Source organism: Candidatus Limousia pullorum (assembly GCF_057405065.1).
Genome location: NZ_CM171614.1, coordinates 142,783 through 154,991, shown reverse-complemented (window position 1 = coordinate 154,991; position 12,209 = coordinate 142,783). Strand labels below are relative to the sequence as shown.

13 protein-coding genes are annotated in these 12,209 nt (G+C 36.8%); all 13 read right to left on the bottom strand.

What is annotated here, in order from left to right; genetic code table 11:
* Positions 1 to 168 precede the first annotated feature (168 nt).
* The 13 genes from CGICJO_RS00620 to CGICJO_RS00560 all read right to left on the bottom strand — a co-directional run bounded on the left by CGICJO_RS00620 (position 169) and on the right by CGICJO_RS00560 (position 12,202).
* Complete coding sequence (locus tag CGICJO_RS00620; protein ID WP_486499268.1) at positions 169 to 450, bottom strand: TM2 domain-containing protein; 282 nt, start codon at positions 448 to 450, stop codon at positions 169 to 171.
* Between the two features lie 199 nt (positions 451 to 649).
* A complete protein-coding gene (locus CGICJO_RS00615) occupies positions 650 to 1,441 on the bottom strand; it encodes a helix-turn-helix domain-containing protein (RefSeq protein ID WP_486499267.1) in 792 nt (263 codons plus the stop codon).
* 169 nt (positions 1,442 to 1,610) lie between these two features.
* A complete protein-coding gene (locus CGICJO_RS00610) occupies positions 1,611 to 2,576 on the bottom strand; it encodes a DUF3991 and toprim domain-containing protein (RefSeq protein WP_486499266.1) in 966 nt (321 codons plus the stop codon).
* A gap of 260 nt (positions 2,577 to 2,836) precedes the next feature.
* Positions 2,837 to 3,100: a topoisomerase C-terminal repeat-containing protein gene (locus CGICJO_RS00605; protein ID WP_486499265.1), complete on the bottom strand. Its 264-nt coding sequence runs from the start codon at positions 3,098 to 3,100 to the stop codon at positions 2,837 to 2,839.
* On the bottom strand, positions 3,097 to 4,590 hold the full coding sequence (locus tag CGICJO_RS00600) for a hypothetical protein (protein ID WP_486499264.1): 1,494 nt from the start codon (positions 4,588 to 4,590) through the stop codon (positions 3,097 to 3,099). Before CGICJO_RS00600 ends, CGICJO_RS00605 begins: the two co-directional genes overlap by 4 nt.
* Positions 4,591 to 4,593: 3 nt before the next feature.
* Positions 4,594 to 5,148: a hypothetical protein gene (locus CGICJO_RS00595; RefSeq protein ID WP_486499263.1), complete on the bottom strand. Its 555-nt coding sequence runs from the start codon at positions 5,146 to 5,148 to the stop codon at positions 4,594 to 4,596.
* Between the two features lie 12 nt (positions 5,149 to 5,160).
* Positions 5,161 to 7,575 (bottom strand): VirB4-like conjugal transfer ATPase, CD1110 family, encoded by a 2,415-nt coding sequence (locus CGICJO_RS00590; RefSeq protein ID WP_486499262.1) that lies wholly within the window; start codon positions 7,573 to 7,575, stop codon positions 5,161 to 5,163.
* Positions 7,572 to 7,901 (bottom strand): hypothetical protein, encoded by a 330-nt coding sequence (locus CGICJO_RS00585; protein ID WP_486499261.1) that lies wholly within the window; start codon positions 7,899 to 7,901, stop codon positions 7,572 to 7,574. The genes CGICJO_RS00590 and CGICJO_RS00585 overlap by 4 nt, the downstream gene beginning before the upstream one ends.
* 14 nt (positions 7,902 to 7,915) lie before the next feature.
* Positions 7,916 to 9,310, bottom strand: a complete 1,395-nt coding sequence (locus tag CGICJO_RS00580) for a CHAP domain-containing protein (protein ID WP_486499260.1) — start codon at positions 9,308 to 9,310, stop codon at positions 7,916 to 7,918.
* Between the two features lie 6 nt (positions 9,311 to 9,316).
* Positions 9,317 to 10,405, bottom strand: coding sequence for a type IV secretion system protein (locus tag CGICJO_RS00575; protein ID WP_486499259.1), 1,089 nt, complete (start codon positions 10,403 to 10,405; stop codon positions 9,317 to 9,319).
* A 5-nt stretch (positions 10,406 to 10,410) separates the two neighbouring features.
* On the bottom strand, positions 10,411 to 10,824 hold the full coding sequence (locus tag CGICJO_RS00570; protein WP_486499258.1) for a hypothetical protein: 414 nt from the start codon (positions 10,822 to 10,824) through the stop codon (positions 10,411 to 10,413).
* A 19-nt stretch (positions 10,825 to 10,843) separates the two neighbouring features.
* Positions 10,844 to 11,191, bottom strand: coding sequence for a hypothetical protein (locus CGICJO_RS00565; protein ID WP_087378672.1), 348 nt, complete (start codon positions 11,189 to 11,191; stop codon positions 10,844 to 10,846).
* A gap of 21 nt (positions 11,192 to 11,212) precedes the next feature.
* On the bottom strand, positions 11,213 to 12,202 hold the full coding sequence (locus CGICJO_RS00560) for a hypothetical protein (RefSeq protein WP_486499257.1): 990 nt from the start codon (positions 12,200 to 12,202) through the stop codon (positions 11,213 to 11,215).
* Between the last annotated feature and the right edge of the window lie 7 nt (positions 12,203 to 12,209).

Below are 12,209 nucleotides of genomic sequence, written 5' to 3'. Positions count from 1 at the left end.
TTTTTATAGTTGGTCTTTCCGATATAAAAAAGACCGGCTATAACTCTCAAAAGAGGTACAGCCGGTCACATAGCTTTTATACAACTCATTTTTAACAACATCCATCTTTTGAGTTCTATTTAAGCTTTTTAATTATATCAAATTTAAAATAAAAGTCCTTAAAAGTTGTTATTTGACAATTCTTCCGTCTTTATCTTTAAATTCTCCCACTATCAGCAAAAGTAAATCGTTAAGCCAGCCAAGGAAGAAAAAACCTCCTGTTAAAAACATCAAAAAACCGGATTTAACTCTTCCTACATACATTCGATGAATTCCGGCAATGCCGAAGAAAAAACAGAGGAACAAAGCCACCCAACGGCTGGGCAGTTTCCTGATTGTTTGTGTGGTATAAAACTGATTGGTTTCCGGTACATACTCTGTGTGTTCTTCAACTAGATACCTGTTACTCATTAAAAACAACTCCTTAATTTTTTATTATTCAAATCTTATCGCACCACCAGTGAAAAAAGCTTACGATAAAATATAAGTTTTAAATAAAATAAATTAAATTTATTAGACTTATGTTAAAATACTGATTATTTATATAATAAAAATTCTAATACATGTTGATAAGTGTTGAAATGTTAATTATGTTTAATATTATATCATATCATTTCATGTCATATGTTGAAAAATCATATTGTTTGATATAAATTATATAAGAAGTGTTATGTATATAATTTATTATTTCTTTTTTCTGGAGATAGATAGTGGGTACTATAAGAGATAGACGTTTTTTGATACTACCCCATGAAATAAAAGAAAAATCATCAGAATAAATAATTGTAGAAGTGTTATTCAATACAAGTTTATCTGCTGTCGGCTCGGAAGTCTGCTCTGTATCATCACTGAGTCTGTAGTGATTGTCGGAGTAGCTTCCGTCCTCTTTTCTGACTTTACTTTTGACAATTAACTTCATATCAGCCAGCTGACGGATAAGTCTAATGGCTGTTACACGGCTGCATCCGAGTTTTTCAGCTATATCCGTGTAGCTGTTCCATGCAAAGCGTTTTACGCTCTGGATTGATCTACAGATGAACAGATACGCTTTCATAGCCGATGGACGCAGCTTGCCCATTACGTGACGTGGTACAAAGAAATAATCTCTTGTCAAAACAGGGAGAGAATAGCTGAATGTGCCGAGATTGCCGTCTCTTTTAAGATTGCGGCGGATTATTCTCAGGAACCCTTTATTGCACAGTGACTTTATGGCTTTGCGCACGGCGGCAATGCTGGAAAGACCGCATTTTTCAGCTATTTTAGCCTGCTTAATGCAAAGGCAACGTCTTGTACTGCCGTTGACAAAAAATGTACTGTGAACGCTGTAGAGAGCCGACAGCACGGCACATTCTGTAGCTGTTAAAGAGAATATATCGTTTGGCATTTTAAAATGATTCAGCATATTTTCACCTCTTTCTGTATTGACAATTAAATGGATAAGCCTTAAAATAAAAATGGGCAAGGCAAGGTGCGGCGATTAACTATTGTTTAATCGTTGTTTATTTGTTTGTTCGTCAGTTTCTAAGGACAACCGTGAAAAGGGAGAGTTTCACGGTTGTCCATTTTTTATTTTACTTGATATTTACTGACCTTCTTTTTTGAGCATACTCATTCAAATCTTTTGATGCTGATATAAGGCTGTCGTTTAAATCTTTCCCGCTATAGGATAAACGTGTAATTACATATTTGTCTTTATATTTTTGGGATATCTTTTTGCCTGCTGTTCTTCCTGCTTCGTCGTTGTCGAGGCATACAACTATCTTTTTCACATTTTCGTGATTATTAAGATAATGTTCCAGGGCGACATCTGAAGTTCCTCCAAGTGACAGCAGTGCGTAATTTTCAAATACACCTGTTACGGTTTGATTCTTTTGCAGACCTATTAGAAATGTAGCAAAACTCATTGCGTCTATAGGTGCTTCAAAAATCTGTAGAGTTTCCTCATTATGATTTCCTATGAAAAAACCTACCTCTTTACGGCTGTTTTGAACATCTCCTCGGAACTGTTTATCGCCGGTTCCTCTTATCGAGCCGTACTGAGGTTTTTTGTTGCCTTTTTCGTAACCTACAAAAACAACATTTCCTTTATTGTCCTGATATAGCTGTTTTCTTCTTATAAGTTCAATTACAAGCTGTGGGTCAATTTTACGTTTCATACAGAGATAACCGAAAAGTCTTTTGTATTTTCCTTTTTCAGCTTTTGGAAGAACAATATCCGCAACAGTATTTTTACTTTCCTGGAGTGAAGATTTCGGTATATATGTTTGTTGATTGCCGAGGATATTTGATAAAGCTTCGGGAAAGCGCATACCCTCAATTTTTGTACAGAAATCAATAGCACTGCATCCTCCTATTGAACGTGAATTCCAATACCATCGGTGTCTGTCCTTGTTGATGACAAGGCTGTCGTGCTCAACACATTTATAGGCTTTTCCTGATGTTTTAAAGCTGTAGCCTTTGCTTTCAAGAAAATTTATCATATCGGTTTCTTTTGCTTTTTCTATTTCCTCTAATGTGTATTTTTTATGTTCAGCCATTTTATTTTTCCTTTCTTGATTTTTTCATAGTTCTTTTTTCAATAACTATAAAGACCAAAACAGAAATAAACCCGGGAATAACCAAGTAGTCACCGATTAACAAATAGAGCAGGACTGACAAAATAACACTCAGTCCTGCTCCTATCAGATATTTATTCTTTTTTGGGAATTGTCCGCAGTTTTTCCTCACACTGTAAAGATAATAAAGGCGGTAAAAAATAAAAAGATTGATGAATAATATTGAGTACATAAAACCTCCTTTATTCAAAAACAAATTCGACCTTGCCGTCGGTTTTGTTATAGGAAAGAGCGGCGTCAAAGTGACTGCCGCTCTTTGATATCATATTCTTGATAACTGCTGTTCTTCCTCCTGCGCAAAGAATTTTAATTTGAGATTTTGTTATTCTTTTACCGCACAGAACCTTTACTATAGAGAAATCACAGGCGTTATTTGTGCAGTAATACCTGTAGTTATTTTCTGCTATTGGATATCCGCATTTAGGGCATTTTATATTTTCATTCATTGTGTAACCTCACTTGTTGTGGTTTCTGCTTCTATTGTGAGTTCCGGTGTTTCTGGTTGTGTAGTGGGTTCTGTTGTTTCAGCAGGTTTTTCGGAACCGGTTCCGCTTGATAATAATCCTTGCAGAAAAGATATATCGGTAATATCAAAATGTCCGTCCTTGTTAAAATCGTAAGGCACAGTGTTTTCTGTAAAGGGTTCGGTAGGTTCTTCATATTCCTGTATTTTGTTATCGTTTATGAAAATACAGATGTACACGATAAATACAACAAGAACCGCCATAACTGCAAACAGAGAAATACTGTGAAGCAAGCTGCTTGCTGTACCTTTCTTTTTGTACATGCCTTTTTTTTCATTAAAACAAGGTATGTATCTGCTGAAAATGCAGGAATATGTGTCTATATTCCAAGGGCATGGTTCAAAGGGGTTTTCACTTGATTCCAGGCGGAACGCTTTTCTGCCTGATTTATGTAAAATCTTATTGATACTTAAAAACCTGTCTTTATCAACATGAGTGAAAACATAGTTGATATCTTTTTCCTTTTGGCTGTTGATATATTCCTGAAGATCGGGCAGTTCCCATTCATAGGCAGAGCAAACGAGAATATAGAAATCAGCTTGAGTATCCTCTGACTTTAAAATTTCTCTTATTACAAATCTGTATTTACTTACGTCCTCAGTATTCCTCGGATAAATATCTATATCTTTATAGGATATACCCGAGGTTTCCTCTTTGATTGAATGATATTTTCTTAAAGCTTCAAAGTGGGATGAGCAGATACAAACAGAACCATAAGATTTTAATGAATATGCCATTTCCAAACAGTAAGCTAAAGAAAAATCATCATCCTTAAATGCAGTGACACCAATTACCGCCTGAGGGTAATCGGTTATGTCTGAAACAGGGTCGGTGTAGGTTACTTTGTCCGAATTAAAATCAAAGCCGTCATCGGTAAAGATATTTGAGTTTAATTGCACATCTTCCAAATCTCTGTTTAAAGTGTTTCGTTTCTTCGGCAAAGATGTAACCGTTATAGGTTCTTCATCTTTATCATCATCTGCAGCTGTTTTGAGAAAGTCAAATTCTGTTGGGGAGGGAGAGTTGATTATTTTTTTAAGTCTGTCCTCTATAAATTCGTTGTCGTCAGAAACAATACAATCATGAATTTTTGCATTTTCCAAGTTTTTATAAAACTTATCTTTCCCAAAGCTTTCAACTGATGTTTTGGAAGCTATCAGAATAATTCTCAGGGATGATATTTTGAATTTTAACAGTGACAGCACATCAAAAAAATCCATGCGCACCTTGAGCGGTGTTTCAAAATCCACAACCACCATGTGAGGCATATAGGTTTCCTTAACATTTACAAGGAAGTTTTCATCTATTGTTGGCATGGTGCAGACAACATTTATATCGGGCATAGTATTCAGTATGGAAGTCAGATTTATTTTCTTTTGTCTTTTTTTGCCCTGTACTGTAACAACAATCATTACTTAACTCCTTCCTGTTTTTAATTTACCGGTTAGACACTTGTGGGTGTATTCCATAAGAATGTACATATCTTTTTGATTTCTGAAAGCCTCCAAAATCTTACTGTCGTAAATGATAAGGTAGTCTTTTCCGATATAGCTGCGAAAGTCAACGGATTCTATGTACATTTGTGTTATCATTCGGCTTTTTACTTCCGGAGAGTGAATACCAAGTGCAGAAGTAAAAACTTCAGTGTTGTTATGTGCGTAATAACTCATAATCAAAGCTTCATTGTCAAGAGGTTCGCCCATTACAAGTTTAGCTTTGAAAGGGTGTGTTTCAACAGTATAAATATGAATTCCCGATATACGGAAGTTATACAGAAGATATTCTTTCATCTGTTGATGACGATCACGGCTGTTTTCCTGTAAGCTATCGGAAATTATCATGTCTTTTTTTCGTCCCAGCGAGAACGATTTTTTCTCTCTGATGATATCGGACTTCTTTTCTTTCGGTTTTTTGTTTGAATGTGTGTACACTCCTGTTGTTTTTAAATTCTTTAAGTTAACGTCTTTCATTTAATTCTCCTTTTATTCATTGAATTTTGTGGAGCAAAGCTTATACAAGGCATTTGTCTTTATAATCTCAGGCGGCAGAGCCTTTGAAAAAGGAATAATCTTTTTGCCGCAGATTATAATTCCTGTTCCTACCTTTCCGGAAGATATGTAGCTTAAATGTGTAGGGGAGAGATTAAATAACTTTTTAATTCGTTCCAGGTCGTCTTCAGCCTGCTGTAAAAGCACGATAAAGCTGGCATTTGAAAGCATTGTTCTCGCCTGAGGAGAGTCAAGAACCTGTGATATATTCTGTGTGATACCTGTAACATAACCGCCGTACTTTCTGATACGTTTGAATATCTTCTGATAGAATTGTCCAGAGCTGTCTATGTTGGCGTAATAATTGCCGTCAAGGAACATTGATGAAATCTCGTCGTTGATTATAACGGTTCTTATTCCTCTTTGATGGTTTTGTCTAACCCTCTGCCACAGATATTCAAAAATAACCTGAAGTCCTACAGTCCTCAGCTGCTGTCCCATATCGGATATATCTATGATTATTCTGTTTGAGGTGCTTTCGATATTTGTGTGTCCTGCGAAATTGTTAAAGCTTCCCGTTACATACAACTCAAGAATCTTTTGCAGGTCTGTAGCTGTTGTGTCTTTCTGTTCGCCTAAAATTTCATAGAGAGTTGTAAGTGTGGGAAGATATTTTTCATCACCGTCGTGGAGCATAAATTCATGGTATGAAGCTTTAACACACTTATCCAGCATTGATTTTTCGGCGGCTGTCAAAACCTGTCCCTTTGCTGTTTCGGTCATAGTCATAATAAACTCCGACTTCATGGTAAGAGCGTCGCCGTCTGACTCTATATAATTTATGTTAGTATCAAAAACATTCAGTTTTGTTGGACTGTTGGGACGCAGTTTCAACACCTGAGCGTTTAGTTTATCGGCAAGGGGAACATACTCCTTTTCAGGGTCAACGAGGATAATCTCATAGTCTTTAGGATGTTTAAAGTGAGTTTCAAAGGTTTCCAGCTTTGAAAAAAGAGATTTTCCTGAACCCGATGTTCCCAAAATAAATCCGTTTGAGTTCATTTCCTCGGTTCGGTCAAGAAGAATAACATCTCCTGTAGCGTCATTCAAGCCATAGTTTAAGCCGTTCTCCGCAAAATAGGTTCGTGCTGAAAATGGGATAAGCACACCCGCCGCATCGGAAAGAAGAAATGTACTTACGTTGCTTCTGCTTTTACTTGTAAGGTGATTAACTCCGTAGGGTAAAAGACTGTTCATTGCGTTCTCTTGGTTTGCGGAAGCAGGCTTCAAAACAACCTGATTGTTTTTGGCTTTACCCAAAACAAATGTGGTAAGACTGTCAAGTTCTTCAAGAGTTTTAGCCGAAATACCTACAAGCACGGAAACCTCGAAGAGCTGGGTATCATTTGAGGAAAGCTGATTTTGAAGATTTTTAAGCTCTTCTGATTGTTCCTGATATTTGAAAGGAATGAAGTTTGTGCCGTCTTTATGGTTATCTTTCATTCGCTTCTGAATTTTTTCTTCAACGTCAAAAATCTCTTTTTTGATTAGAGTCATTGCGTCGCCTTTGTCAACATGGACAATGTGCTTTGATACACATATGTGATAACTGTTGTCCAGAAGGTCCGAAATAAACTTGTCTGCCAACTCATTGGGGTAAACGGAAAGATAAAAAATTCTTGAGTAGGCTGACCCCATTTTATAATAATCATCTGTAGGCATAAATACAAAAGATGAAGGGGCTATGTAATCTTTGAGAGAACTTCCACGGCTTGCAATCTTTTGAGGAATAAAGAAATTCTCTGCGGTGAATGGATGATAGTAGCTGTAGAGCAGCTCGAAAACTTCCATAGTCATAAGCTGTCTTGCATTGCTTCCCATCTCCTGTAGATTTCTTTGAAGTTCTATATAGTATTTCAACAGAACCTCAGCGTTATCCATCTTTCCCTCAACTGTATAGGAAAGAACGCCGATGAGTTTTTTCTCTGCAGAGGATTTTTCTGACTCCTTTATGAAGTGTTCCTGAATATCAGAGTAACTTTTGAATATTTCTGATTCCTCCTTGTTTTTGGGAGAAAAATTCTCAGGTATCATTGCCTTTCTCAGTCTTTCTGAGTTTTTAGGAATATTCATCAGAAATTCTTGATAACAAACCTCAGAAGGTAAAGCGTTTAAATACTGCTGATAGAGCCTGTAGATATTGTTTTGTTCTGGGTCACGCAGAAGGCGGTAGTCGATATTCTCTATCTCGAACATAAGCGAGTATGTGTTTTCTGCGGTTTTAAAAATACCGTTCTCATAAGCCTCAATAAATGCCAGTGTATCTTGCGACGATTTTGGAATTTTAGTTGATTTTATATTTAAAAACTGACGTTTTGGTTTATCGTTAGAAAAAGAAAATAGACTCATTTTTTACCACTCCTGTCTGTTAAATTTGTTAAAAAAGATTTTCTATCGAAAAGTCTTATGTCTTTATTGTTTGTGAACACTTTGTAGCAGTAAACAACAATGTTCATGCCTTCCCTTTCGTATGCTATCAAAATAAAAACGGCTAAGACTTCCAACATTGTTATCCAGCCGTTAAATATTCCTGTGAGTTTATAAGTTATACCTATAAGAGCAAGGCTAATTACTATAGCTATAAAATATTTTGTCTTTTGACCAGTGGCGGCAAAATTCATTTTTCCATTTCGGTTACGCTTTATTACATTTTTGGATATTTTTGCCTTAATCATTTTATTATCACTCCTTACATCAAATTTTTAATTGCTCTGGGAGCTTTTATAACCATAAATCCCATAGCTAAAATAACGATTGCTTTTACTATATTTTCAAAAAACCATGTGTTACCCCATGAGATTGAAATGCTGTTAAGCCATATTGAACCCAAAGTTATGACTATGAATATGTAAATAATATTAAGACCGGTTGAAAGCAATGCTCTTATGTAGTTCTCGAAGATATGCTTTCCGGGGCGTCCTGCAAGGCAGGCAAAAAAGGGCGGGGCAAAAAGAATAAGACAAGCCAGGGATAGAGATGTTATATAGATTTTAATAAGCATGACAACTGCTACACCAAAGGCTATCAAACATACAAGATAGACCGGAAGAGGGTTCAAAAATGCCATAAAGATGTTTTCAGGAGTTACCGTTGATATGAAGTTAGTTTCAAAATTCGTCAAAACCTTATCAAAACCAACACCGATACCCTGCATAAACTGACCGAAAAGACCAACGATAATTCCAACGATGTCATATGATAAATCAACAAGAACCTTTGCAATTATCACGGAGAATATCAAATTTACTGCGATATTTGTATTTATTTCAATTCCCATTGTGAAATCCTCAATAACAGAAATTGAAAATACTATAGCTATAATGATGTTTGCAATAGATACAAATATATTTCCTCTCAGCTGAACTAAAGCAAAAACATCACTCATACTGACAGCTTTGTCTATATCAGTTCCTAAGTTAGTCCACTGTTCGTTTACATAATCTATAATTCCGTTTAGACTGTCGTCAATTTTATCATTGAGCGACACTTCCTGAACTGTACCTCCTGTACTTCCTCCAAAGTCGGCTATGTAAATAAAGCCCAAAAAAGTCCAGCCGGCACGGTTGCCGCAGTAGTTATCAGAACCGTCGGCTGGGGCGGTCGTAAGATAAAAGGTAGAACCTCCCCAAGCTGAGTTTGAAAAGGTTACAGTGCCGTTTTCGATTTTCTCAACAACAGCCACATGACCAGATACATCGCTCCACCATACAGCTACAGCACCTAATGCAGGAGTTTGCCCCTTTGGGTATGCGGTAGTTCTTTCGTACCATTTTCGTGCGTCGCTTGTAGGCAAAGCAGGGGGAGAGCCTAATATTTCATAAGCTCGTCCCCATGCATATGCCGTGCAGTTCGGCATACCGTATCCGCTTGCGAAAAATGGGTTGCTGTCTGAATAGTAGTAAGGGTTTGACCTGTCAGGTGCGGTCAGTCTTGGTGTATATAAAGGCTTGTCCGGTTCTGAGTTTTCTGTTGTTTCCGTTATACTTGTGTTCTCACTGCTGTCAACAGCAAAAACAGGAACAGCAGATAAAATCATCAGAATAAATAAAATGAAAATTGAAAGAGCTTTTTTGTGTTTTTTCAAAATTCATCACCCCACAAGTCCGGTCAAGACCTTTGGAGGTTTGCAGATTACAACACCCATGGCAACTATCAGAACCATGCGTGTTACATATTCCCCAAATTCCATAAATCCTCCGGAGTTTTCGGCTGCAAGCTTATTCAGCCATTGCAGACCTATCGTATAGACTACAGCGATAAAGACGAGGTCAAGACCTATTGATATAACAGTTTCTATATATCGCTGACCGTATTTTTTTGTAACATCACCTGCAAAGCAAGCCATAAACGCAGGTGCAACCGTTATAAGGCAGGTCATTTCAAAACACCTGATTGTGAGTTTTACAAATATACAGATAATAACTATTGATACCACAATAAGCGTAAGAAGCAACGGAATAAGCTCGAATATCGCTACCACCAGGTCTATTAAAACACCGATTATCGGAATATATGAATACCACGCTTTTTCAGGCGTGTATTGAGGGAGAAGTTCCATAGTAGCAGGGTCTGAAATTACATAAGCTATTGAATTGAAAATTCTGAAAATAAGAAGAACAATTTTAATTGATAAGTCTACCCAGCATTTTCCAAGAAATATGTATCCTAAGGTTTTAAAGTACATTTTTTTATCGTAATACTCAAATTTCAATCCATACTCAATAATGTTTAGGGAGAAAACCAGAATGATAATGAAATATCCGACTGTTTGAAAAATGAAAGCCATATTTTCAGCGAAATTTTCCATTTCGGAAGTACTGAAACCGATGAGCATTGAGTTATCGGCGGCAAAATTTCTGATAACCTGTCCCACAGTACTCCACATATAGTTTATAGTCATTATCAATTCGCCTGCCATGCTTCCGGGTCTGTTTGCCACATCTTCATTTGTAACAGGCTCTACTGTATTTCCGCTTGGAGAAACAACTCCTGAATCTGATGTTCCTTCAGTTGTTGCTCCGCTTGCCTGATAAAGTACATTTTGTTTCCTTGCGCCATCCGGAACCGGTTCCGCAAAACCAATGGCTGCAAATTTAAAAACCGCTATAAGCGGCAAAACAATACATAGAATCAAAATCCATCTTTTTCTTGATTGTATGGTTTTAGTTTCTTCATTCAATTTTTTCACCGCTTTCTAAGATAGATTAAAAATAATATGTTTCCCAACACCAAAAGACAAACCGACATGACTTTAAAAGCTGTAATAAAAGTTTCCCATTTAATGCTCATCAGAAAAGGAATAGCAAAGGTTGAACAAAATGTAAGTGTGTATGTAAAACCGGCGACAGTTCCTAATTTTAAGCTATGTGATTTATTTTTTCTGATGCCTTTAATCACATTGCGTATGCCAAATAGAACCGTAAATAAAAGGCTGAATGTTCTTGGATACAGCCATAAAAGCACATCGGTTTTATAGTCGCCGTTGATATTAAAAATGTTTCCCGATATACCAACAGATAAAACAAGAATTGCAGCAGCAGGAACAATCAGCAGATATTTTTCTTTTGGTGAAAAGCCTCTGTTTTTTCTTTTTCTCATTATGCCGATTTTAATATACTTAAAAATTAACCAAATCAGGAACGGCAAAGGTTATGGCGAACATGACGCCGCAAACAACCATCGTAATTAAGCCCATATACATTTCCGAAGGTCGTTCCTGTACACGTCCTTCGGCTGTTTTTACAATACCGGCAATAACCATAACAATAAGTATTGCACGAGCTGCCCAAAGTACCATATCCAAAAGTTTAGTAAACATCGTTGTATCAACTCCGGCAGGTGCAGCCGATACATAACCGAAAGATGTACAGAATACAGTCATAACCGCTATAAGTATGTAGGTCATGATTTTACCGATTTTCTTTGTTCTTCTGATTGTCTTTGTGTTTGTTTTTTTCTTGTTCATTTTAAATTCCTCCATTTTTATTTATTTACTTGCAACAGACTTCTTTGCCATGTTAAGTACTGAGTCGGACAGCTTTATTACTACTCCAACCGGAACAACCTTTGCGGCTGTATTGACCGCAGTATCTGCTGTTTTCTTAACTCCGTCCTTTACGGCTTTTGTTTTCTTTACAGCTGCGCTTGAAGCCTTTCCTTTAGCAACTTTTAAATCGCCCTTTTTATATTTCCCGTGGATATGTTTTTTCACAGCAGAATTTGATGTTTTCTTCATTCGATAGCTCTTTTTAAGATCAATATCATGAAGCTTCATATCCGGTATAGGGTGTTTGCTAAGATACTTTTCAATGGCTTTTTCTTTAGGAAAGACAATATTATTTCGTATCTCAACAAGACCTTTTTTCTCAAGCTGTTTAAAATTATCCATTACAGCCTGAAGCCTTTCTTTTCCCGGGTTATTGTATATTCCGGTTAGGTCAATGCTTTTGGTGTATTTAAAAGCCGCAAGGTCGGCGTCCGTTCCGTTGAGCTTTACATATTTGTAGTTTCTGTTAAACTGCTGATTTAAAGCTTCAATTCTCGTCTTTTGCGCATGCACAAAGTTATCGAAAAATCCCTGACGCATAACAAGACTTTTTCCTTTTTCGGTAAGCTTTATTGTATCGCCCTGAATTGAAATGTAGCCGTCATTCATAGCTTGTCCGAATGTTCTCAGTACAGCGTCTTTAAGCTCTTTTGGAGAAACATTCAAAGCTTTTAACGGGATGCCTGCATCTCCGCAAATAGCTATATCAGTCAGCTGACCTGTAAATACAAAGCCGTTTTCATTGACATAATTTCTTATGTTTCTGAAACATTCTCTCTCCATGTTTTGCTGAGCTTTTGCAAGCTGTTTTTGTCTGGAGTGTTCGCTTCGCTGAAAGGCATTTCTTATTGTTGCGTAGTTTTGCAATATGTTTATCGGTGTTTTAAGCGCTGATTTTATGGCGATAAATTCTTCATTGTTGTCGTACATTCAAACC